21 protein-coding genes are annotated in these 23,832 nt (G+C 59.1%); 14 read left to right on the top strand and 7 right to left on the bottom strand.

Annotated elements, in window-relative coordinates; translation table 11 throughout:
- Positions 1 to 203: 203 nt before the first annotated feature.
- Positions 204 to 1,427, bottom strand: coding sequence for an MFS transporter (locus ACX80G_RS15470; RefSeq protein WP_459308760.1), 1,224 nt, complete (start codon positions 1,425 to 1,427; stop codon positions 204 to 206).
- Positions 1,428 to 1,529: 102 nt separating this feature from the next.
- On the opposite strand from ACX80G_RS15470, the gene soxR reads away from it, so the two are divergent.
- Positions 1,530 to 1,991, top strand: coding sequence for a redox-sensitive transcriptional activator SoxR (soxR, locus tag ACX80G_RS15465; RefSeq protein ID WP_459308758.1), 462 nt, complete (start codon positions 1,530 to 1,532; stop codon positions 1,989 to 1,991).
- A 159-nt stretch (positions 1,992 to 2,150) separates the two neighbouring features.
- On the top strand, positions 2,151 to 2,453 hold the full coding sequence (locus tag ACX80G_RS15460; RefSeq protein ID WP_459308756.1) for a DUF4193 domain-containing protein: 303 nt from the start codon (positions 2,151 to 2,153) through the stop codon (positions 2,451 to 2,453).
- Positions 2,454 to 2,468: 15 nt separating this feature from the next.
- On the opposite strand, the gene ACX80G_RS15455 is transcribed toward ACX80G_RS15460, so the two are convergent.
- A complete protein-coding gene (locus ACX80G_RS15455) occupies positions 2,469 to 2,834 on the bottom strand; it encodes a hypothetical protein (RefSeq protein ID WP_459308754.1) in 366 nt (121 codons plus the stop codon).
- 108 nt (positions 2,835 to 2,942) lie between these two features.
- Positions 2,943 to 3,266 carry a hypothetical protein gene (locus tag ACX80G_RS15450; RefSeq protein WP_459308753.1) on the bottom strand — a complete coding sequence of 108 codons (324 nt, stop codon included), beginning with the start codon at positions 3,264 to 3,266 and terminating at the stop codon, positions 2,943 to 2,945.
- A 29-nt stretch (positions 3,267 to 3,295) separates the two neighbouring features.
- On the opposite strand from ACX80G_RS15450, the gene ACX80G_RS15445 reads away from it, so the two are divergent.
- Positions 3,296 to 3,535, top strand: a complete 240-nt coding sequence (locus ACX80G_RS15445; RefSeq protein ID WP_459308752.1) for a hypothetical protein — start codon at positions 3,296 to 3,298, stop codon at positions 3,533 to 3,535.
- Between the two features lie 19 nt (positions 3,536 to 3,554).
- Positions 3,555 to 4,277: a helicase associated domain-containing protein gene (locus ACX80G_RS15440; RefSeq protein WP_459308751.1), complete on the top strand. Its 723-nt coding sequence runs from the start codon at positions 3,555 to 3,557 to the stop codon at positions 4,275 to 4,277.
- Here the strand turns inward: ACX80G_RS15440 and ACX80G_RS15435 are convergent.
- On the bottom strand, positions 4,246 to 4,440 hold the full coding sequence (locus ACX80G_RS15435; protein ID WP_459308750.1) for a hypothetical protein: 195 nt from the start codon (positions 4,438 to 4,440) through the stop codon (positions 4,246 to 4,248). The genes ACX80G_RS15440 and ACX80G_RS15435 overlap by 32 nt on opposite strands.
- 335 nt (positions 4,441 to 4,775) lie before the next feature.
- Between ACX80G_RS15435 and ACX80G_RS15430 the strand changes: the two genes are divergently transcribed.
- A complete protein-coding gene (locus tag ACX80G_RS15430) occupies positions 4,776 to 4,976 on the top strand; it encodes a hypothetical protein (protein ID WP_459308749.1) in 201 nt (66 codons plus the stop codon).
- A gap of 1,103 nt (positions 4,977 to 6,079) precedes the next feature.
- Positions 6,080 to 9,460: a hypothetical protein gene (locus ACX80G_RS15425; RefSeq protein ID WP_459308748.1), complete on the top strand. Its 3,381-nt coding sequence runs from the start codon at positions 6,080 to 6,082 to the stop codon at positions 9,458 to 9,460.
- 216 nt (positions 9,461 to 9,676) lie between these two features.
- On the opposite strand, the gene ACX80G_RS15420 is transcribed toward ACX80G_RS15425, so the two are convergent.
- Positions 9,677 to 10,297: a hypothetical protein gene (locus ACX80G_RS15420; RefSeq protein ID WP_459308746.1), complete on the bottom strand. Its 621-nt coding sequence runs from the start codon at positions 10,295 to 10,297 to the stop codon at positions 9,677 to 9,679.
- Positions 10,298 to 10,635: 338 nt separating this feature from the next.
- Here ACX80G_RS15420 and ACX80G_RS15415 point away from each other — a divergent pair, with 338 nt between their 5' ends.
- The 8 genes from ACX80G_RS15415 to ACX80G_RS15380 all read left to right on the top strand — a co-directional run bounded on the left by ACX80G_RS15415 (position 10,636) and on the right by ACX80G_RS15380 (position 21,103).
- The gene (locus ACX80G_RS15415) at positions 10,636 to 11,379 is read left to right on the top strand and encodes a hypothetical protein (RefSeq protein WP_459308745.1); all 744 of its coding nucleotides are present in this window, start codon (positions 10,636 to 10,638) and stop codon (positions 11,377 to 11,379) included.
- Positions 11,380 to 11,842: 463 nt separating this feature from the next.
- Positions 11,843 to 12,814, top strand: a complete 972-nt coding sequence (locus ACX80G_RS15410; protein ID WP_459308743.1) for a hypothetical protein — start codon at positions 11,843 to 11,845, stop codon at positions 12,812 to 12,814.
- Positions 12,815 to 12,948: 134 nt separating this feature from the next.
- On the top strand, positions 12,949 to 14,466 hold the full coding sequence (locus tag ACX80G_RS15405) for a type I restriction-modification system subunit M (protein ID WP_459308741.1): 1,518 nt from the start codon (positions 12,949 to 12,951) through the stop codon (positions 14,464 to 14,466).
- Positions 14,456 to 15,655 carry a restriction endonuclease subunit S gene (locus ACX80G_RS15400; protein WP_459308739.1) on the top strand — a complete coding sequence of 400 codons (1,200 nt, stop codon included), beginning with the start codon at positions 14,456 to 14,458 and terminating at the stop codon, positions 15,653 to 15,655. The genes ACX80G_RS15405 and ACX80G_RS15400 overlap by 11 nt, the downstream gene beginning before the upstream one ends.
- An 80-nt stretch (positions 15,656 to 15,735) precedes the next feature.
- Positions 15,736 to 18,765 carry a type I restriction endonuclease subunit R gene (locus tag ACX80G_RS15395; protein WP_459308738.1) on the top strand — a complete coding sequence of 1,010 codons (3,030 nt, stop codon included), beginning with the start codon at positions 15,736 to 15,738 and terminating at the stop codon, positions 18,763 to 18,765.
- Between the two features lie 523 nt (positions 18,766 to 19,288).
- Positions 19,289 to 19,621 (top strand): type II toxin-antitoxin system RelB family anti-toxin, encoded by a 333-nt coding sequence (relB, locus tag ACX80G_RS15390; RefSeq protein WP_459308736.1) that lies wholly within the window; start codon positions 19,289 to 19,291, stop codon positions 19,619 to 19,621.
- The gene (locus tag ACX80G_RS15385) at positions 19,621 to 20,451 is read left to right on the top strand and encodes an ImmA/IrrE family metallo-endopeptidase (RefSeq protein WP_459308734.1); all 831 of its coding nucleotides are present in this window, start codon (positions 19,621 to 19,623) and stop codon (positions 20,449 to 20,451) included. Before relB ends, ACX80G_RS15385 begins: the two co-directional genes overlap by 1 nt.
- 4 nt (positions 20,452 to 20,455) lie before the next feature.
- Positions 20,456 to 21,103, top strand: coding sequence for a PIN domain-containing protein (locus ACX80G_RS15380; protein ID WP_459308732.1), 648 nt, complete (start codon positions 20,456 to 20,458; stop codon positions 21,101 to 21,103).
- Positions 21,104 to 21,838: 735 nt separating this feature from the next.
- Here ACX80G_RS15380 and ACX80G_RS15375 read toward each other — a convergent pair.
- Both ACX80G_RS15375 and ACX80G_RS15370 read right to left on the bottom strand, forming a co-directional pair.
- On the bottom strand, positions 21,839 to 22,228 hold the full coding sequence (locus ACX80G_RS15375) for a heavy metal-responsive transcriptional regulator (protein WP_459308730.1): 390 nt from the start codon (positions 22,226 to 22,228) through the stop codon (positions 21,839 to 21,841).
- Positions 22,229 to 22,356: 128 nt separating this feature from the next.
- Positions 22,357 to 23,724, bottom strand: a complete 1,368-nt coding sequence (locus ACX80G_RS15370; RefSeq protein WP_459308728.1) for a dihydrolipoyl dehydrogenase family protein — start codon at positions 23,722 to 23,724, stop codon at positions 22,357 to 22,359.
- Between the last annotated feature and the right edge of the window lie 108 nt (positions 23,725 to 23,832).

Here is a 23,832-nt window from a genome sequence, read left to right as displayed (position 1 = left end):
GCCATCAATACCCAGAACCGTGCCTCCTGAACAATCCGTTCCTTCTTCGATGACATACACAACACCTCGCATCAACAGGGGTGTTGCAACGACCGACTGAACTCACCATCCCTCAACGCGACATAATGACCTGCAAAGTTATGCGGAGCGATGCATCATGCAATCTAGCTGCGGGCCTCTACCGATCGGTTATTCACAATCCGTCAGGCTGGGATGGGTGGAGCTTCTAGTGGAGGCGCGCCCTTTCCACGGAATACCAGCAGTGACACGCCAGCCATTAAGACCATCATCAGGGTTGCCCCCCACATGGTGCGGTCAACGTCAGCCCAGATGGAGAGACTGCCGCCGATGAGGTTTCCCACTGGGATGGAACCCCAGGTGACAAGTCGGAAGACGGAGCTCACCCGACCAAGAAGGTCGTTCGGGGTCGCGAATTGCCGTAATGCGAAGCTCGAAACCCCCATGGCAGTGCCGAATATTGAACCGATAGCCATGAGCCCTGCAACAATCCAAAACGTCTCAGAGACAAGTGCAGCGATCATGAATAGCCCCCAGCCTGCTGCACCCAAGGCCAGGACAAAGTACTCTCCTAAGCCTTTGACCAGTGCATGAGTGAGCTGGCTACCAACGACGCCGCCGACCGCGGAGATACCCATCAGCAAGCCGACTCCAGCAGAGGATAGTCCCATCTTGCTGTCGTTCAACAGGTAGAAGACGAACAATCCCATCCACGCCCCGAACACGATATAGATCGCGCCGAGGTACCCGGTGAGCCTGCTCAGGAAGGGGTTGCAGAAAACGAATTGGATCCCGTTATGGAACGCTCGTTTCTCTCGATGATTTACCGTCGTTTCGTGGTGAAGGTTCCGAGCTAGGTAAACCATCACGAGGGCAACACAGAAATAGGCTGTGCTGCCTGCCGCGAAGGGTGCCCACAATGCTAAGGCGACCAACACGCCACCTAGTGGTGGTCCGATGAATTCGTTTGAGACGGACTGTGCGGACCAAATATAGCTATTTGCTCTGACTAGATGATCACGCTGCACAACGGCCGGTGTAAGGGTCTGGGTTGCCGTGTCGTAGAAAACCTCACACACTCCCAAAATCAGAGCGCCGCCCGCCAGGATCCAAAGGTTCGGCCCGATAATCATGACTGCCGTGAGTGTTGCGAGGATGAACAGTCGAGCGAACGCCGCAGTTTTGGCGATGATCAGCCGGTTGTACCGATCGGTGACGACCCCGGCGAATAGGCCCAGGAAGAGCCACGGCAGCTTCATGCAGGCAGTGATGACAGCGACCTGCCAGGCACTGGCACCGAGGCTGACGGCCGTCAAGGGAAAAGCCAACAGCACAACCCCGTCGGCCAGATTCGCGGCAGTGACCCCACTGAGAAGAGCAGTGAACCTGCGGTCAAAGAGATTGTTCATCGGCCATCAAACCTTTTCGTGCCGAAGAGAGAATCCCATGAGCCAGAGGTTATGCGCTCAAGTGCGCTTGAGCGCAAGCGAACCTCAACGTAGGTTAGCTCCATGCCTCCAACGACTCACGCGTACCTGGGGATCGGTAAAGTCGCCGCCCGATCAGGCTTCGCCGTGTCAGCTATTCGCCACTACGAGGAACTCGGTCTCGTCCACAGTGCAGGGCGCAAAGGAACCCAACGTGTTTTCGACCGCAGTGTGCTGCGCCGTTTAGCTTTCATCGCTGCCGCACGGAACGTCGGACTGACCCTCGCCGAAATCCGTCATACGCTCAAGGGTTTACCGACGGATAAAGCACCGACACCGGCGGATTGGAAGCGGATCAGTGAACCATGGAAAGCACGAGTTGACGCAAAAATTCAGGAACTGAACACGATGCGTAAATCCCTCGATGACTGCACCGGCTGCGGATGCCTCTCCATGAAAACCTGCGCGATGCTCAACCCGCAAGACATGATCGCCGCCCAAGGGCCCGGAGCTAAATGGGCGCTCGAACAGGTTCCCCGCCTTTGAGTCGCCACGAAGTCCTATTGCAGCATATTTTGCAGGTAGCTAGGCGTTTCTAAGTAGATTCATATCCCTAAACCTGGACGCTGTAACACCAAGATGCATCTCTGCCGTCACCGTTGTACTCTTCGTTCGAGCATCCACCCACAAAGGACATTGACCACCATGGCAACAGATTACGACGAACCACGCGTGAAGGCTGAGGACCAGCCTGCCAACGAGTCCTTGGAAGCCATTCAGGTCCAGCGCAGTGCCACATCGCAGGCACCGACCATTGACGTCGATGAAAGCGATACGGCAGAGGGATTCGATCTGCCCGGGGCCATCCTGGACGAAGAACTGATCATCTCGGTCATCCCCGCGCGGGCCGATGAGTTCACCTGCATGTCATGCTTCCTGGTGAAGCACCGCACCCAGCTCGCCAAAGAGAAGAACGGCGACAAATACTGCGCCGAATGTGAAGGCTAACCCAGCCCCGGCAAGTTAGTTCAGCTGCAGGTCAGCAGGAGCTGACAGTGACGCGGTGACCCCGCCGTCGGTGAGGCTCAGCGTGTTGGCCTCCGCCGCGGCCGAGGTATGAAGAGCTTCCTCCACATGGATGGACAGCAAAGCTACCGATGCCGCCGCCAGGGACCCGTCCGGCCACATTGCGCGGCGGGTCTCCTCGTCAATGGCTATGCGCTCATGGATGGCCGCGATGCCTTGCCCGAATACCAGAGTGCGCCCCGATGGCTGGGTGAGCTTCACTCGCGCGTCCGGGCCCTGCCCGTCGAAACTGACGACTCCCAGATGACTCAGTCCGGTCTTAAGCATTGCCCGGAACCAGCCGTCCTCGTATTCAAATGCCATGAGAGCTCCTTTGCCGAGATGGGTGCTCAAGTCTAGGACGGCCAGTCTCTCCGCAGGCTGGGAAGCCGGTGAACATTGGGTGACGATTTCTGTCGACACTTTTTCTGCTCATGACCCGAACTTGAAGACGACCGCCTCGGGAGTCATCCCTATAGCGGCGGCGATGTCCCTCCACGACGTGCCTTTGTAGCGGGCCAGCGCGACCGCGGCCGCTAGCTCCCGCTCCGCGCGGCGGCAGGCGATCCCCTTGCTCTCCAGCAGGTCCACCGGCGACTCCATCAGCCAGCCGCGGCCGAAGAGGTCCTCGGCCGGCTCATCCTCAAAGCAGTCCCCGAGCATCCGGTAGGACCGCAGCAGCTCCTGCGCCTGGTCCGGATCCATGTCGTCGAAATCGTTCGTGTCCGACGGGCCTGTGTACGGGGGATTGCGCATGACCCCACCCTAAACTCCGGCGCCATCGGGTGCTGTTCGACCTCGATACGGTCTGCTGGGCTCCGTTCGTCAGGGACGTCACCTATCTGATCAAAAGGGCCGGCAACGCCGAGAATTCTGGCTTCACTGCAGCGGAAATCATCGGCCGGTTCGAGGTCTCCCCGACCGAGGTGGAAGCAGCGATGGAGCTGCGCCTGACCGCGTCCTTGATTGTCCAGGCACATCACCGGTTCAATGGCGGCCAAGTACTCCTTCCGCAAACAGCCTGAGCGGCCCTATCCTGTGGGAATGGCCCACCCAGCCGGTATCAAAGCGGAGGGAGACCCCGACGAGGATTGGGGTCCATGCATCTCCGTGGCGGAGTGGAAGCTCATGTACCTGCGCGGGCTCAGCATCGAACAAATTGCCCATCATTGCAGGGTGCCGGAGAAGCGGGTCCAGAGGGTGATCCGGTCCTTCGAGCGACGCCAACCGGAGCTGGCCGGGACACGCCTGATCGTCCTCAACAGGCCTACTCCCCCGACGGACGCTGAACTGTCACGGAAACCGCCGCGACCTTCATGGGAGGACAGGCTCAAGGAGTCCAAAGAGTTCCGTCGACGCCAGCGGCGGATGCCGCGTGTCCTGGCCAAAGACCTGGTCGAGCAGGAACTGGCGGTCTGGGTTGCCGGGCAGCGTAAGCAGCTGCGTCGAGGCACCCTGGACCCGTCCAGACAAACGCTCTTGACGGCTGCGCTCGGTGACTGGGCTGGCACGCCACGACCTGCAGCTCAGAGTGACTTGTGGGAACAGCGGTTGAACGACGTCCTCGCCTGGACCACGAAGAACGGCCGCCCACCTCGGCGAACCAAGGGCGGCGGCCGCCCCGAAAACATCCTGGCAACCTGGTTGGTCACCCAGCGGGGACTTCACCGCCGGAACACCTTGGACCCCGCACGCCGGGCACGCCTGGACGAACGGCTACCCGGCTGGGCTGAGACTAGGCCTTCTTCTTCTCGCGCCATTCTTTGACGGTATCCGCGGGCAGCCCGGTGACTGCGCGGAGCAAAGTCGAGGGGTTCCAAATCCGGGCTGCAGGGAGTAAGCCCCATTCGTCACCGGTGTTGGCTTTCTTGTAGATCCAGATGCCGACACCTCCGCCGGTTCCGCAGAGGGGAAGACCGGTTCGAAGCATCCTGTCAACCTCGGTCACGACGCGGCGGGGCTTACGCTAACGCGGCACCCTGGATCCGGACCACCACTAACGGCTGGACGAGCGGATCCCGGGATGGGAAACCTGATGGCGGTGAAGCCTGCTAGCAGGTTGCGGGTACCCGATGCCCAATACACCGAGCGCGTCGAAGAAACGTCAATGCATCTCCCGGCGCTCTTCCCCTTTACTTCGGAGTGGCGTCTTAACTTCTATCGGCATGTACTCGGAACCACTGCAAACCAACGAAAACTGCTTGGACGCCCAGGTTACATCCCGCTGAGGGCAGATAAATGCGTTCGGTATTATCGAGTATGCCTATGCACCTGCAGATCCCCGAACAGCTGGACCTTGAGCTGGACCGAATCGCGACCGAATCGCACGTCTCGAAGCATTCGCTCCTGCTCCAGGGGGCGCAGCTGGTCGTTGCCCGCCATGACCGGCAAAGGGAGATCGCAGCGGGCATAAGCTTCGTGGCTTCCCATGACGCCGCTCTGCAGACCCGCCTTGAGGACGCGTGATTCGCTACCTCGAGCTTAGAACGCTCCGAGTCATTCACAACAACATTTACAAGTCGCGACGGGTCCGGGGTTCGATCTGGTCGTGGATGTAGCGGCGGGGGTAATCCCTTTGAAGGCCAGACCGAGCGACCTGGAACCTGCGGACATTATGTGGGCTTACCAACGCTTTGGGGATACGAAAGGGTATTCCTTCGCATGATCATTTGCGGGGACAATATTGACCGGCGACACCGGTCCAAATCTTTGTCACCGCTTCAGCGGCACGTTCTTTACCACCTGTACTTTTTGCCCGTAAACTCAATGGTCCACGCGACCAAAGTCCCACTCGCGGAGATATGAGCCGGAATCTGCAACCGAGCAGACTCAAGGGGACAGCGTTGATACCTCAAGAGATTACCCGCCTACGCATGGACCTACCCATGGTCCAGAGGAGAGAGAATTGTCCCAGAAGGGCAAAGAAGCCCATTATTCGTAACCTCCTGTTCGATGAGCGTGGCGAGGGCGATTTGCCATCCGTCATGATCGGCGTCACCGTAGTGGCATCCTTACCGATGTCATCGGTGCGGCTTTCTTCGGGTTGATCCCCTGAGGCTCAGGACAATGCTGCGAGGCAAGACCTTGTCGCTCCGGGTCGCGCAATCAACGGCTGAGAAGGATCACCGGACGTATCCGTATGCTGCAGCCACGTCGCCCCCTATGTGGCCATCGCCAAGCCGGCCTCCGGTGACTATTTCTTTGTCACCGACATCAGAAGCATCCCTGTTGAGTTCGTTGACAACCTCACTAATGAAATCCTGAGCTGCAGCATTCCTGGTGGCGGCGTGGGCGTTAAGAACAACGCTCTACAGTCAATACAATTGGATTAGTGGGCCGATAGTTCATCCCTAGTCAACTACGCTTTCTACGTGCGCTCATAGGCCTTAAGTTCAGCTCTTCTGCGCTCTCCGCCGCGCTTATGCCTGCGGCGGACACCGCCTCATGCGGCAAGTGTGGCGCTTCTCCGAGCACAGGTGTGAGCGGCCAGCCTCTCGGTTCGGTCGTAGGAAGCAGTGAGAATAAGTTCAGATATGAGACTTGGTTTGGGAGGCACTTTGACAGGGGTTGTGAATCTGGACCAGCAGATTGAGGCTGCGGGACAGAACTTAGCGCTTGGCGCAATCGCCGTCGTTGGGGCAGGATTGTCGATTGACAGCAGGTTCCCGCTGACCGGCGGGTTGAACACGCTTCTCTGGGACGCGCTGGACAGTGATCCTGCTGCGCGGGCAATGGTAGCGGCATCCTTGGGCCGGCCTGACGCCCCGTCGAAGGGGCTCGTCGGGGATTCGTGGAATGACGTGCTGGTGGCGTGGGAGGCCGTTCCTGAAAGCGCATTCGCAAGGCTCCGGTTTCAGCGTCAATTCTCAGTTCTCGACTCCGAACGGGCGCCCCGCCCGTCGCCCGCGCACGAGGCGCTGGCGCGGCTAGTCCACGCAGGGGTGGTGGAATGCGTCGTATCTCTGAACTGGGACACGGCGCTAGAACATGCATACAGTCGGCTGTACGGCGTGCCCGTGCCAGAGGGAGTGCTGTTTAAGCCACATGGCGACGCCGCCCACCCAGAGTCCGACTGGACGCTGCCGCACGAACCTGGCCGGGTTCCGCCGCAAGTCTCGGAGGTCGTGCAGCGGTTGGCTGCTGGGCACGCCCGCACTCTGCTAATGGTCGGCTACTCGGAACGGGACCAAGTCGTCGTTGAACGGTTGGTTCAACCGCTCGACGAGTCCTGGAGGACCGTCAGGGTCGGCCCGAGCGCGATAGGAGCCCACGATGTGACGGCGGTTGCTGAGGTTGCGCTGCCGCAGTTGGCCGAGCCCTACGCAAGTCGGGAGGACGCGGCGTCGTGGCACATAGTTACATACCGGGGAAGCCGTGACATCCAGGCAGCGCTGAACGGAGAGCGACTCGACCCACGCGACGTGAATGCCTGTCCCAAACTCGCCGAGGTGGACCTTCTGGTGCAAGCGTTGCGGACAGAACGTGCGGTCGTAATGAACGGCCCGACAGGCTGCGGCAAGTCGATCACAGCTTACCAAGCGTTGCGGCGCCTCACGGATGACGGGTTTGAAACGCTACGGCTGCGCGACGACGCCCGCCGGAAAGGCATTCGCTCGTGGTTGGGAGACCTTCGCTCATTTCCTCGTCCTAAGGTGTTGCTTCTGGATGATGCCCAGGACATGTCTCCGGACACGGTGCGTGAACTCGCCGAACTCGCCGACGACAAAACCCTTGTCCTCGTCGTCGGCATCGACCACGTTGCGGGCGGGGTTCGAACGCTCAGGCTCGGCGCCGGTTCGGCTGTCGCACGCCTTGCCCGCTGGGTCCGGGAAGAGCGGCACACGTTGTTTCCGCTCATCCGCGCGCTGGACGAAAACGTAGGGACTCACGCCGACGACCTATTCTTCGATCGGCGGATCGATGTGGCTGAACGTGAGGAAACCCCGTGGCGCTTCTTCTACACAATGACCGGTGGATGGCGTCGGGTCCGTCGATCCTCCCTCGAACTAAGGGATGCAGAACGCGCCGACTTGGCGCTCCTGGCAGTCGCAGTGGCGCAGATTGCAGGCGTCGACGCGGGAGTCGATCACGCCACTTTGATGAGTCTCGTAAGAAAACTGGGTCGTGACGATGAATGGCTCAAAGGGTCCCTGCTCGAGTTGAACGCGCGGCGCCTCGTGCTGGAATCTGACGGACGTTTGCGGTGTGCCCACCTCCAGTCCGCGCGCAGTGTGATCTCTTGGATGTTGCACCCGCCGTCGTGGAACACGCCTCTGTCGACCAGGCCGGCTGTGCCTCCCATTGCGTCGGCGGCAATAACCACGCCCGTGTCCGCATCGACACTGGAGGTGGAGACTAAGCCCTCCGAGCCGGATCTTCCTCAGTCAGAGATTGAGGCGGACCGGGAAGCCGCCTGCGCCCTCATTACGTTGGTCCTCGATATGCCTGACACCTCGCTCCGCGGACTAGCTTGGCTCGCCGGGAGAGACATGCCAGGCGACGCACGCGGGTACCTGGAGTCGAAAGGCGTGCTGGGCCCGATGCGTGATGAGCAGCTGGCGCTGTGCGCTCTTGCTACCCCCGCAGACGGTGACGTGGCCGCTGCAGCGAAACTGCTCTCCGATACGATCTGGTACTCGCGCAATGGAGAAGTTGTCGCCACCGTAAAGGCTCACGACAACCGCATACGCGAGTGGTACGCAGCAATCACGCCGCAGAATGCTTGGGCTCTCGGGAACCTCGCCAACGATTTGTGCGGGCCGGATAAAGAGTATGCCGCTCAGGTCGCGGGGTACGCCGCCCCCAGAAAACTCGCCCGACTCGTGCTCGATGGCGGATGGCCGCATACGGCGTCCACAGGGCACGCCCTCAACCGGCTCTGCAATGTGGGCGGTCACCCCGTGCGCGATGCTATCCGCCCCCACCTGGACGTCGACGCATACACCCAAATGCTCAACACTGGAGATCCAGAGTTTTGGCGCACCATCAGCCTTCTTGACGATTTTATGTTCGCTCACCATGAGCACGCCCTAGATCTTTTCGAGAGTGTCGCACCCCGATTGGCACGCCAGTTCCAGGCTGACCCAGTGCGCCAGTGGAATGATACGTCCAGCTTCGTCATCCACCTTGGCTACGGACCACATTTTCTTCGCGGACCTAAGCGCCCGGCCATCCGAGCCACTGAAGCAGTCCGTAATTTCATCCGCTCTCTGGACCGACAGCGGATCGCCGAAACACTCGCAACTCCGAACGAATTGTGGGGCCAACTCAACTTTGACGGCTTCGTGAGTCTTCTGTCGGAAGCCGATCCCACCACGTTCCGAGCGATTGCCGGCTTGGTGAACCTGACTCAGTTCGAAGAATCGTTGCGCGTGCATCCAGACGATCCCAACCACGCTGCTCTCTTTCTCCTATATCACCTACAAGAATTTCGTCCTGACCAAGTTCACGCGATACTTGATCGGCTTGAACCCGACTTGAAGTACCTGTTCCCTCTCATCGCCTACATGGCACCTGACATCGCAACGCGGGCACTCCAACGCGGACTCCCTCTCGATTTTGGCCTCGACCATGACCAATGGGAGTTGGCTGCCGCGATACTGGAACGCTTACACGCCCATGATCCCGTCACTGCAGCAGAGGTTGCCTACTCCAACCAAGAGTCAATGTCCATTGGTCTTGCTGCCGAAAACTTCCACAGCGCTTGGGAAGGGCTCCGGCACTGGACCGCAGCATGCGACCGGGCCGCGCCGGGACTCCTCGACGAAGTGATCGCCGAATTGCCAATTGGGGCCGTGGCCGGCTGGGCACGGGCGTTGCGACGGCCTAAGAAGTACACAAAGTCGCGTCGCCCGGACATTGCTCCCCTCGTCCATCGCGCAGCACTCGTGGACGGTCATGCCAAATTAGAAGCGATGGATCTGCTCAGAAGATTCCCGAGTATTGCCTAATAGTTGTCCCTCGCGAAGGGCTACGCTAAGCAACGGGGTGCCTTAGCCTCAGTTGGCGAGCCTCTCTGGCCGATAGTTGAGGTGAAATGTCTCGGAGCCCGGACATCGTCGTAGCAGGGCTACGTACCATCTCAGCAGAGAGCAGCACGGGCATCAATCATACGTTTAAAGGGTGACCTATGTAGTTGGTGTAAGCACACCTCAAGGTCCCGCGGACTAGAATCCATCAGCGAGCAGCAGCAGCGCCGGTTCCTTCAAGGAATCAAGGTGATCATCAAGAGTTCCAAGCTCCACGGCTGCGCGTATAACAGCGCTGGCGACAATCGACGCAATTTCTCCTGCGGGAGTTCCTACGGTTTCTCCGGTCCCCACATCGAATGGGCCGAGCGCGGGCATGCCGCCAGTGCGAATCCGAACGGCTTCCCACCCAACGTTCCGAGTGAGGTGATCCTTTAGCTCATCAACCAACTGACCATCCTCAGAATCATGGCCGTTCTCAATGTTGGGGATTCCGCTTCCGTCAAACTCGACCACAACACGCAGCCCCGGAATGATTATGTCTGGGCGTCCCCACGGCTGGCCCATGAATTCTTCTGCGAACATCAGCGCGTTCGTTCCCGGCATAGCGAGATGAAAGAACTTGTCAAGCGCATCAATCAGCGCACGTTCCGAAGCGGAGGACGGCGCTAAAGTAGTGGCAAAGATTTCGCCAGGTCTTACATGATTGTATTTGCGTGCATGCGCACATTTACTGCACGCCCGTCCAGCCTGAACGTAGCCCATAATGAAGTCGTCGACAGTTACCACGGCCGACATATGGTCTGGCTGCGGGCACATGAACCAGACTCTGTCCCTCCAATTGCCCGGCTGAATTTCACTCGCGCGCTTGGCATGCTATGTGGGTTCTGAAGCCATCTCATTCCACAGCGCTGCGGCCGTTGGATAACGCGATTCGAAGGAATCCCCATAGATTGCCGGACCCTTCGAAAGGATGACAAACAGGGCAGAACTTTGTGCCGTCGAAGCTGAGCCATCGCCCGATGTCCTGGGAAGAGCTTGAACTAGCTACCCCTCCTGACATGGAATAGTTCGGTGGACCCCATCGGAATGGCCAGCCAGCGGTTTTGCGCCGTCGATGCATCCAAGCCACCGGGACCTGCAACTAGGCTTGTTTCATGGATCCTGACAGTGTGATTTCCGGAAAGGCCCGTGGGGCACTCATTGAAGCTATGCAATCCTCCCTTAATACGACCGGCATCGATGCCCTGTACACTTCCTTCGATCTTGACCGATTCGTGCTGCGGATTGGTTCGAATAAGGAAAAAAGGGCTAGTGAACTCGTGAGGCGAGTCATGGCAAAAGGAGACGGCGCCATTGTTGAACTCGTGCGTCTGGTTGACAATCGGGTGCGTTCACGGCACAAGGAAAACAGCACCGACTACACGAACTTTCTGGACGCTCTAAGACTCGACGGCCTTCAGCTAGTGGAAGGTGCAGTTGTGCCCATCGACGAGGACAATGTACCCGCAGCAGAAGAGCTTGGTGCGACGATGAAGATGCTTCAGGATCTCGGATGGCACGACACGCTGACCTACTATCGACAGGCGATTAACGCGTTCGACCGGGGGGACTTCCATGCTTGCAACGGTCAGCTGAGAACCTTTCTTGAGAGTCTTCTGCGCGAACTGTGTGACGTGAGTGGCATTGAGTCACGGCAGGAGCCGAAGGCAGATGCACAACGCCTGCTCAATGCTAAAGCGATCAGTCGGGATGAGAAAGATCTACTTGTGACCATCGTTACAATTTCTAATTCGAATGGAGCCCATCCAGGTGCTACAAGTCAGGACGAGGCTCGGTTTAGGCTCCTTTTGGTAGCAACCACAACCCGATGGCTACTAATTAGCATCACGGGGCGGTGACTTCATCCTCAACCAGGATGCCTTTCGTTAACTTTGAGCAGGGCTGTTTTCTGGTTCCAGTTCGTGGGCTTGCCCATCAACGTAGAAGTGGGGCCGGTCGTCCTGAGAGTCCGAAGGGAGCTCAATGATGCTACATCCTTGCTGCAAGGAGTAAATCCTCACAAGTCAGGAGTCAAGCAAACTCGGAGCAGTCCCGCGTGCGAGATCGGTTGCGGTTTTAGGTGGCGCTTGAAAGTTCATGCCGGCCAGATCGAAACAGGAAGGTGGGTATGTTCGAAAGCTCGGACTAATCTATTCATAGGTGCAGGGAACGACGCAAATGGGGGAAGCAATGGGACGTGGGATGAACGCGGGACGATCTATGAATCGTGGTTTGAATGCCTTAGCAGGCGCAGCCCGACCGCACGGCCCGCGACCGCGGAAGTCTCAGGCCAACGTATACGTTCATACTCCTCAGGAAAATTTGGATGAGCACCGCCGCCTGCTAGATGAAAACGTCGCCATAGCCGAGCGCTGGTCGGGGTATAGGCGCATCTACAGCGGGGTTCGGGAGCTCAAGTTCCCTCCTTTGTACAGAGATCAGATTACAGAATTCGTTCCTCCTTCCTTTTCCTCACCTGATAGTCGCAGCATCCCGGAGCCATTGACTTGGGAAGCTATGGCCCCGGCATCGCCAGGTTGGGTTTCCAGGATGTTCGGGGGTCAAGCAAGGTATGAACAAGCTGTTGTAGAGGCAAAATCTTCTGCGGCGATGCGTCTCGATACCCACAAACGGGCAGAGGATAAACGTCGCGCATCCGTTGGTAGACACCTTGTTGAGTATCACGCTCTGTGTGAGGTTCTGGCTGACCTGCATCAACAAGCTACCCGTGAACTGTTGCTGGTAGACGAATTGATGCTCGCTAATGATCCGACCGCCATCGTCCGTCACTTTGAATCTCTTCTAGGCCTAATTGACGGGCCGTTTGGGAAGATATTCGTGTCAGAGGTCCGGTATCTGGTTGATACCAAACGGCTCATTATTGACATCGAGATTCCCGGTTGGTATCAATTCGAGGGCCCTAAGGAACACAAGTTCATCAAGTCCCGCAATGAGTTCAAGACAGTCATGCGTTCCGATGCAGAAGTCACGGCGGCCTACCGGGACGCTATCGCTGACTTGGTTGCAGGGACTCTTCACGTAGTATTCGCTGGCGACCGATACAGCCAGGTCGATTCCGCGATAATCCACGCTGAAATGCCTCTTTCAGTGGTCAGCGCAGAACTGACGGGTAAGGCATTGTTCGGGTCGATAGGCGCTTCAAAGGCGCACTTCGCATCTATGGACAGCCCGCATGCGGCCGTAGTCCTTCTAGGGTTGACCGGGAAGGCCTCATCGGGCGTCCGTTCGTTCAGGTCCGTAAGTAGACTCTTGGACGACGCGGTCTTGGTCTAGCCCTCGGTGCCAGTGCTTCCAAGGACACGATCAACAGCCATCGGCCACCTCAAGTTCAAGTGCATTCGGTAGGGACCGAAGCAAGACAGAATAGAACCAGTAATCTTGACACCGCTGATCCGAAATGAACCTACGTGACTATATCCGCCACTGAGCCGCATCATCTGACCCAACAACAGCTGGAATCCACCTTGTGGGCAGCAGCGAACGCGCTTCGCGGCCCGGTCGATCCGGGCGACTTCAAGGCCTATGTCTTCCCGGTGATGTTCTTCAAGTGGATCTCGGACAATTGGGACTACGAGCATGCCCAGGCAGTAGCGGATTTCGGTGATGATCTGACTGAGGAGCTGGAGGCCAAACTCCACACCTTCACTATTCCGGCCGGTTGCCACTGGTCCGATGTCATTGGCACGTCGCAGCACACCGGGACTAAGCTCGATGAAGTACTGCAACGGCTTCAGAATTCAAACCCGGAATCGTTGCGCGGAGTCTTTGGTGACGTCCAGTGGGCGAACCAGGACCGTCTACCGCAGAACGCCCTGAAGGCCCTCCTGAACACTTTTCATGCGGTTCGGCTAGATCCTGACTCAGTGAACGGCGACATGCTAGGCAGCGCTTACGAGTACCTGCTGCGGGAGTTCGCTGAAGCCTCCGGGAAGAAGGCCGGGGAGTTCTTCACGCCACGCCATGTAGTCCACCTGCTAGTGAAACTGCTCGAACCCAAGCCCGGCGACGAGATCGCGGACCCCGCCTGCGGATCCGGCGGCATGCTCGTTGAGATGGTCTCCGCAGTCCGTCAGGCCGGCGGTAATCCGAACACGCTGCGCCTGCACGGTCAGGAAATCAACCTGACCACCAGTGCTATCGCCAAGATGAACCTCTACCTGCACGACCTGGAGGATTTCACCATCGTCCGCGGCGATACCTTCCGCGAGCCGAAACTCCTCGACGGCGATGACTTGAAGAAGTTCGACATCGTGATCGCCAACCCGCCTTTTTCACTCCAGAACTGGGGCGCCGACACCTGGGCGGGCGACCCCTACGGCCGCGGGAAGTACGGTGTCCCGCCAGCCAAGAACGGCGACTTCGCCTGGATCGAACACATGGTGACCTCCATGAAGAATGACACCGGACGGGTCGGCGTCGTCATGCCGCACGGAACCCTCTTCCGTGGTGGCAAGGAAGGCGCCATCCGCGAAGCCCTCATCCGCGATGACCTGCTCGAAGCGGTCATAGGCCTGCCGACCAATCTGTTCTACTCGACCTCCATCCCGGTCGCCATCCTCGTGTTCCGTAAGAACAAAGCCGCGAATCGGCAAGGCAAAGTCCTGTTCGTTGACGCCACCAAGCGCTTCGTCGCCGGCAAAAACCAGAACACCATGTCCGATGCCGACATTGAAGTCATCGATACCGCCTACAAGCAGGGCATCGACATCGACGGTCAGGACGGGCTCAGCCTGCGCCTAGTTGACCAAGACGAGATCGAAGCCAGCGGCTGGGATCTGAACATTGGGCGGTATCTGAAGGGTGAGACAGCCGCTGAAGCCAATGTTGAAGAAGCCATCATCTCCTACAAGGAATCCCGCGAACGGCTCGCCCTCGCAGAGGAAACACTCGCTGAGAAGCTGAAGGCGGCCGGCTATGACTTCTGAGTGGCAAAAAGTTCGACTGGGCGATGTGCTCACTCAGGTCAAACGACCCGTTGAGGTGTCTGAACTTGAAGAGGTCTCATTCGCCGGAGTGAGATGGTATACGGCCGGCGTCTACCATCGAGCCACTATTGCTTCCTCCGAGGTGAAAACCAAATTGCTCCATCGTCTAGAGCTTGAGGACATCGTCTACAACCGCATGTGGGCGACGAAGGCGAGTTTCGGTTTGGTCACGGCCAAAGCAACTGGATGTCTCGTGACGAATGACTTCCCGATCTTTGTCTCGGACTACACGCGGACGCTGCCGCGTTTCATAGAACTCGTTTTCACAACTACCTCGTTCCAACATCAAGCGTCCGTCGCCGCTACAGGAACTACCGAGCGGAGGCGTTTGAACGAGCGGGACTTTGTTCAGCTACCGTTGTTGCTGCCGCCCCTCGCCGAGCAGCGGCGCATCGTTGACCTGATCGGCGCACTGGACGATGCTATCGAGGCGGCTGAAGAGCACACCAAGACGGCGGATGAGCTGCTTGAAGTTCACCTCGAAAGCCTGCGCGGTACGGCTTTAGTCCTGCTAGGTGATCTCGCAAGGTTACGTTCCGGCCCTTCTTGGAAGGCTGCGGATGAGTCTCCTCAACCGACTGCTGGCGGAGAGCCCGTCCTTAGCATCACAAACACTCCCGCCGGAAGAGAGCTTAACCTCGCCGTCGAAAAATATGTAGCCGGCCTTCCCAGCTCAACAATGAGGGCTACCGATTCGTCGCTGATAATGATCAGAACGAATGGGAACCGGAACCGCATAGGTAACGTCTACCGGGCCCGCGGTGAAATCGATGGTTATGCCGTATCGGCCTTTCAAATCCTCATCGAACCGAACGTGCCATCCATGGGCAACCATCTCTACTGGAGCCTCAGCGTGCCAAGCGTTCAGCGAGCTATATCCGAAGCTGCCAGCGGCTCTACAGGGTTGGGCAACGTAGCAGTCGGGTGGCTCAAGAAGTTAGAGGTACCCGATCCAACGGCACCTGAGGTTGAGGGGCATTTGAACATAGCTGAATCCCTTTATGAAGCAATACATGCTTCTCAGACTCAGCTTTGCTCGCTCCGCGTTCTTCGCACCGAACTGCTCTCATCTCTGCTATCCGGTGCCCACACGATCCCCCAGTCATACGACAAGCTGATTTTAGCCTGACGATGCTGGCTCCCTGTCCCTGCCTACGCATGCTGGACACATAGAGTAGGCGGGGACGGTTTCAATCAACTGGGGGTATCGTGGCGGGTTTCAACGAGTCGAGCACCGTGCAGGCACCGGTATTGGACCTGCTCAAGGCTGCCGGGTGGAAACGTGTCCCCGGCAGCCAGCTGAACCGGCACACCGAGGACGCGTTCATTGAAGCTGACCTTACGGCTGCCCTGGCCCGGCTGAACCCGGCGATCAACGAGGACCCCACCCGGGCTGCTGAGGTGCTGGGGCCTCTGAGGTCGATGGTCCTCTCTGCCCGTGATGACGGCCTCGTCGTATCGAATCAGCGGTTCCTGGAGTGGCTGCGGGGTTTGAAGACGCACCGTTTCCAGGGTCGTGACGGGTACGAACCGGTCCGGCTGATCGACTTCGAGAACCCGGCGACCAACACCCTGGTCGTCTCCGATGAGGTAACCATGGGAACCGCCGGCCACCAGTGCCGGTTCGATCTGGTGCTTTGGGTGAACGGCATACCCCTGGTCGTCGTTGAGACGAAGACCCGGCTGAACGCGAAGGTCACCTGGCTGAACGCCGCAGATGAGATCCACACGGTGTATGAGCCCGGCTGGCCGGAATTCTTTGTACCCAATGCTTTCTCGGTCGGCACCGACGGCAAGGAGCTACGGTTCGGCGGCGTCGGCACACCCATAGACCAGTGGGGCGTCTGGGGCCTCACCACCGAGGACATCGTTCCGGAGGGCTGGCCGCGGGTCAAACGCTCCGTCGAGCTGCTCCTCTCCCCTGCCACAATGCTGTCGATCGTGAACGAGTTCACCGCTTTTGAGCTGAAGTCACGGCACTCGAAGTCCCCCGTCCTGCTGAAGATTGTGCCGCGCTACCCGCAAGTGGAGGCTGTCGCCGCCATCCACACCCGTGCGCTGCACGACACGAAACGTCAGGGCCTGATCCATCACACCCAGGGGTCCGGCAAGACGCTGGCCATGCTGTTTGCCGCGGTGAAACTGGTGAACGAGCCCCGCCTGAAGAACCCATCAATCATCCTGATCGCCGACCGGGTCCAGCTCGTCACGCAAATGTACAGGCAGTTCAAACGCGCGGACATGCCCGCCCTTGAAGCACCGTCCACGGCCGCCGAGCTGCGTAAAGTCCTCTCCGATGACCGCCGCGGCGTCTTTTTCAGCACGGTCCACAAGTTCAAGGACGCCGGAGTCCTCAACGAGCGCGAAAACATCATCGTCCTTGTGGATGAAGCTCACCGCACTCAGGAAGGCCGGCTCGGCCAGCACCTGCGAAAAGCGTTCCCGAATGCTCGGTTCTTCGGCTTCACCGGCACCCCCGTGGCCGACCAGGACCGCAATACATACAAGCTGTTCGGTGACCCGGAGGACCTGAACCATGCGATGAACACCTACGACTCCGACCGTTCCATCGCAGATAAGACCACCATCCGGATGAAGGTGGTCCCGCGCCTAGTGGATTTCCACATCCGCCGCGAGGAACTCGACGAAGCGTTCAACGAATTCGCCCAGGAAGAGGGATTGTCCGACGAGGAGCAGGAGTTTGTGGCCGCCAAGGCCATTTCCAGCCGCACATTCTTCGCCAACCCCGAACGAATCACCCAGGTTTGCAACGACATCATCGAGCACTTCTACGCCACCATCGACCCGCTCGGAATGAAAGCACAGGTCGTCGTCTTCGACCGTGCGCTTTGCATCGCCTACCAGCAGGAACTGACGCGGTTGCTCGCCGTCCGGGCAGGCAAAAACGGGACCCCCGATGAGGCAACCGTGGTCATGTCCATCCAATCGAAGGACATCCCGGAGTGGCAGCAGCACAAGACCTCCGACGCGCAGGAAGAGGATCTTCTAAACCGGTTCCGCGCACTGGGTGACCCGCTGAAGTTCCTGGTCGTCACCTCCAAGCTCGGCACCGGATTCGACGCACCCATCGAGGGCGTCATGTACCTGGACAAGCCGATGAAGCTCCACACGCTCTACCAGACCATCACCCGGACAAACCGGACGTGGAAGAACCCGGCCACCGGGCAAGAAAAAGAATTCGGGCTCATCGTCGACTATGTCGGGCTTGGCGACGGTTTCGCCCGCGCCATGAAGCCGGCCGACCCTGAGACGGCCCAGAAGGAACTTGACGCCGAAGGCCTGATTGACCTCTTCGAATCCGAGCTCGAGCTCACTCTGGACCGGTTCGCCGGGATTGACCGCGCAGCGGCTGGTTTCGACGCACTGCAGGTCGCCCACGACCGGATCCCTAACGACAAGGCACAGGAGCGGTTCACGGCCCAGTACGGTGTCGTGCAGGGCATCTGGGAGGCCCTGTGGCCGCATGATCGCCTTGAAGTGCACCGCGATGACTACCGGTGGCTGTCCAAGGTGTACGCCTCCATCCTGCCCGCAGATACGAGCCGGGACTTGCTCTGGCACCGTATCGGAGCGAAAACCCTCGAACTAGTACATGGCCACATCGGCCAGGTGACAGTGAAGGACACCGGCGTGGACGTCGTCATCGCCGATGAGGGCACTATCAAGCGGCTCATGGAATCCGGGGTCCTCATTGACGAGGACCGGGAAAAGGCCACAGTGCTGACAGCCTCCGACGTCGTCGACAACATTGCCGAACGACTCAAGCGCCGCATCGCTGGCCCCAACGGCAAGCACACCGTCTACCAATCCCTGTCCGAACGCCTGGAGCGGCTACGCGAACGCCAGTTCACCCGGTCGCAGGATGGAATCTCATTCCTGCAGGAACTGCTCAATCTGGCACGCGACCTGTCCGCCGCGGAGCACGCCGAGGATGAGGCCGACGCTGAAGGTCTTGACCTGCTCCCGGATCCGCACATCGGTGCGCTCACGCAGATCTTCGAGGAGTACAAGCCCGACGGTGCCCCGGTCATCCTGGAGAAGGTCGTCCGCGACATCGACGAAATCGTGAAAATGGTTAGCTGGGAGGGCTGGAACGAGACCAAACGCGGCGACCGCGAAGTCCGCAAAGCCATCCTAAAGGTGCTCCGCCATTACGGGCTGCCCCTTGAGGGCGAACTATTCGATCGTTCCTATGCCTATGTTGCGGAGAACTACTGAGATCCGACAGCCCTAGGGCACCAACGTGAGGTGTTCTCTGGTAGGCATGTGAAGACAGACACACTCCTCTCCCGGCTTCGCGGGGCTACACACAGAATTCCGTCGATGATCCAGTTCTGAGCCTGATGAGTTGTTCATGTCCGGTTGCGTAAGGCCGGGATCCCCGAACTGGCCCGGGCCATCCTCAACGGAAACGACCGCCGGCACGACCATCGTGGCCACCTGGATCAGGGCCCAGCTCCTAGACGATAAAGGCCATCCGCTCGGCATCCGGTACGCCAGCAATGTTGGCCGCGGATACAGATGGGCCCACTGGCCGCGCCCTGGCAGTTGCTAGAACCTAATGAGCCCCAGTAGCGGCGCCGAGATCCAGGGATCCAACCTTGACCTACTCGCGGCCGCGCATCGTTTCGGTATCCGCGTCGCCTGAGCCAGATCCACAGCCGGCAATCGCGTATGAGATCACATGAACAGCTATGATTGAATCAAGACTCGCAAGCTTGATTCAACGATGGGAATTGTCATGGCAGTAGATGTTGGCCGCCGGATAGCTGAGCGGCGTGACGAAGCGGGCATGAACCAGCGGGAGTTGGAGGTCGCCACTGGCATCTCACAATCGACCCTGTGCCGTATTGAGAACGGGAGTCGTCCCGCCCGCTTGGACGAAGTCATCTCCATCGCCTGGGCTCTGGGCTGCCCAGTTGAGGCGATCCTGGATGAGAATCCCGTCCGGGATAGGGTGCTCGTTGCCAGTCGGGCCAACGCTTCCACGGCCGATGCCGCTGCAGTTAGATTGCGGCTGACTCAGTTTCTGGAGATGGACGAGTACTTGGCGCTGCACGGCATCGGGGCGTAATGTCCGAAGAACCTCTGGTCGTTCCTGCCTGCGTTGGGGGAAGTGAGCAGGCGGCGTGCCTGGCCGCTATGAAGATTCGCCGTGAACATGGTTTTGGCTCCGGGCCGATCCCTGACCTTCACGAGCTCATCGGGTTGGTGGCGCCCGGCGTTGACATCGCCATCTTGGACATGCCGGACGGGATGGACGGCATGGTCATCACCGATCCGTTGCGCAAGAAATCCATCATCGGCGTTGCCACCACAGGTGTCCCTGAACGCCAGAGGTCATCGATGGGCCATGAACTTGGGCATATAGTTTTCGCCGATTACGAGGCAGGATTGCGGCACGATCCGTCGTCACGGACGCCGGAAGAAACCCGCGCTGATACCTTTGCACGTCATCTACTGGCCCCCGTAGAGGGCGTAGCCGGATTCCTCGAAGATTTGAACGCTGTCCGAGGGGACCTCAATCCCCGACACATCTCCTCTGTCGTGCACCACTTCCAGGTGTCACCAGCCATCGCCATGATCCAGATGCACTCGGACGGGTGGATCACTGCCGCGCAGAAAGCTGAACGGAGCGAATCAGCACGCAGTTTAGCCCTGAGGTACGGATGGATCGGTGACTACCGGGCGATGGCAGCGGAGAGCAGTACCCCTCGCCCCCCTCAGCGGCTAATCGAAAACACCACCGAGGGGTACATCCGGAATCTTGTATCCGTTCAGGGTCTTGCGGCGGTCAGTGGGGTCGATCCTAAGGTGCAGCTAGCGGAACTTGAGCAGGCCTGCATCAAGCCTGAAACCATTGAAGTGGCCTGGGCCGACCTTGACGACTTCGGGCCGGCCTGACCCGGTGGCTGCCGGCCTGACGATACTAGATGCCGGACCATGCATCACTTTCTGCGCCGCGTCCAAGCAGCGACTGCTTATCGACGTGCTGCAGTCTGCGTCCAGTAAGCTCTACGTTCCTGATGTCGTCGACGACGAAGTTGCTAAACGAGGCTCCAACCGCCGGGATTTCCCCTTGACCACGGTCAAGAACTGGCAGTTGCTGACTGAGCATGATCATGTTGGAATCCTCGACTCAAGGCTGGACGCCGACAATGCCAAAGCGCTATCTATTGCTGTCAAAAAGCTCACGGGCATGCCCCTGGCTCAACGGCTTACGGAAAGCAGCGACCTCGGTGAAATCATGGTCATAGCTCACGCTATGGTCCGCAAGGAACGGGGTGAATCCGTCCTTGTCGTCATCGATGAGCACCGCGGTCAACGGTTAGCGTCGAAGTTCGGAATCAAGGTTATCGATACGGCGCTGATACTTAGCAAGGCAATAGTGCTCGGCCTGATCACTGACCGCGGCGACATGCGCAAGACTTATGATGCCCTCCGCAAATACGACTCTGGTTTGGTCGACATAGGCTCCACCACCCTCCTAGGGAGCGAGCTATGGGCGAAGAAGCCCAGGCCCGAAACAGATGCTGAGGAATCGGGAGGCGGATAGTTCTTCCGTCCGGCAAGCTCCAGTTCGGTAGTACACATCAAAAGCGACTCCCTTTTTCGAGTATTTCGTCTCTGACTGTCCTATCAACCCCGTCCCACTTGGCCGATCTCACGACTCCTCGAAGAGGAATGACACACCCAAGGGCTACCGTTTGCGAGTATGGGACTTCTACTCGGATATGTCAGATATGTGGGCATGAGACATGTTCAGTATCTGGTCTGTCTCATCGCAACCATTGATGCAAAAAAATCAATTAAACTAACCTTCCGCGAATTTTGGGCGCACCCTAATCTTGATGGCTTCGCTACTCCAACAGCCCCGGACCATATGCGGCGGTAGGCTCGCACCATTCTCGTAGCGATGCTTTATACACCGTCGCTCTGGTTCTGTTGGTCCGGTTCCGGACTCGAAGTCTCCGGGGTGGTAGTGGTCAAAGCTGAAAGGACGACAAGCGCGATCACGTCCGGGCCACCAGGGACGGGTGGAGTGGTGACGAGCTTAAGAAGCTCGGGCTGGAGAACAATGCGGCCGCAACCCGCCGCCGTAACAACCGTCGGCCAGCAGCACAGTCCGCTTCGGAAGCATCCACCGAACCCGCCCCCGAATGAGAAACGTGGTTCTGACTGTCCTCCGTCCACACCGGCGGGACCCGTGACAGCTCAATTGTCGTTACCTCAAACAAGATTCTGATCTACAGTCCGGATTGATCAACTCAGCGGGTCTGGGCGGACCCGTCTAGAGGTAGCTGCAGATACGTTCAGCGTTGCACTGATTGGGGTCACCTGCCGCGGCGGTTTCGTAAAAACCGGCAACGGATTCCCGCAGCGCGGTGAGCTCAGCGATCTGCCTGTCAAGGTTTCTGAGGTGTTCAGATAACTGATCCCGTACGTGACCACAGGGCGCCTCCCCCGCATCCCTGATACGGAGAATGCCACGAATTTCAGACAGGGCAAGGCCTGCGACCTGGCTGCGCCGGATGAACTCGATCCTGCCAAGGGTTTCCTGCGGGTAATCCCGATACCCGTTGGTCGAGCGGTCAGCCTGGGGCAGAAGCCCTCGCTCCTCATAAAATCTGAGGGCCTTGGTCGTCACGCCGGAGGACGCTGCAACTTCGCCGATACGCATGATTCACCTCATCCTGGTGGTACTTTCCTCTAACCTTCCATTGTAGTGGAAGGTCGTCGTGACAAGCTTTCGCGTTGATCTTGTTGCCCGGTCCTACGGCGAACCGCGCTCAGGTTTCATCCCGGACGCTACCGGAGGTCGAGTTTCTCCAGGGCTGCCTGGTAGGCCTCGTGGTAGGTGGGGAACTGTGCCACCTGGTCCAGGAGGGTGTCGATGGGCAGCTGCGCGCGGATCGCCAGAGAGGCATGATGGATCCATTCTCCGGCCATCGGTCCCACCGCCCACGCTCCGATGAGAATCTTCCGATCGGCATCGGCGAGTAATCCCAGGTGCCCGCGCGGGTCCTGTTCGTAAGTCCACGGGCGTGCGATGGCTTTGGCGAGGTCAAGTTCGGTGGCGGCGGTGCGGATCCCGTGGTGTTCGGCCTGGTCGTGGGTCAGGCCGGCGGCGGCGATTTCAGGGTCAGCAAATATCACCCGTGGTATCCCGTCATAGGTGGCCGGGTGGGGCCGCCCGAGAATGGCATCCGCAACGATCCGGCCCTGGTATTTCGCGACGTGTGTGAAGGGCATGATGCCAGTGACGTCGCCGATGGCCCAGGTGTTGTCGCCGGCCTGGCAATGCTCATCGACCAGCACTTCGCTGCGGTCGCCGAACTGTACCCCGGCGTGTTCGAATCCGAGCCCTTTGGTGCGGGGTTTGCGCCCGGTGCCGAAGATCACGACGTCAGCTGCCACGTCACCGCCAGGTTCCCCTTCGCTGGTCACCAGTTCGATGACGCTGTCGGCGCCTTCACGTCGTGCCCGGGCAGCGGACGTGCTCAAGCGGATGTCGATGCCGGCTTCCTGCAGGTACTGGTGGGCCAATTCACCGACCCGGGCCTCTTCCCGGTCGATCAACCGTTTCCCGCGGTGGATGAGGGTGACCTTGACTCCGAAGCGGGCCAGGAACGTCGCCGTTTCAACACCAACCGCACTGCCGCCGATAATCACCGCTCGCTCCGGAACAGTGCTGGCGGTGTAGGTTTCGCGGTTGGTCCACGCCGTAATGTTTTCGATGCCTTCCAACGGTGGGATCACCGCTTCGGTGCCGGTGGCGATGACGATATGGTCGGCCGTGATTTCCTGGGCGCCCGCCTGGATCCGGCCCGGCCCGGTAATCCGGGCCTCCTCTTTGAGAACCACCGCACCCTCTTTCTCATACCCCTCAATTTGGGATTGGTCGTCGAGATTGCGGATCATATAATCCCGATACTTCGAGGTTTCGGTCCAGTCCAGTTCCGCGCCGGAAACCCCGGCGGCCCGTTGCACTTCCGTGCGCGCTTCCGGCGGCCGCAGCACAGTCTTGGACGGAATGCACGCCCAATAGGCGCACTCCCCACCAATCAGTTCGCGTTCAAAAACCGCAACCTTTTTTCCTGCTTTGAGAAGACGGTCCGCAGCAACCTCACCGCCCGGTCCCATACCAATTACCGCAACATCGAAGTGCTCGCTCATCTTGGATCTCCTTCAGGTTCGGTGGATCTCTCTGTCGTCGAATATTTCGTACCATCACCTATCCGGCGTCGCACACCGCTGCTTGTTGCGTGGGCTACGCCAGAGCAG

It is taken from the genome of Arthrobacter glycogeni, from assembly GCF_054510815.1.
The sequence above is the reverse complement of the archived record's forward strand: the minus strand, read 5'-3'. Positions and strand labels throughout refer to the sequence as shown.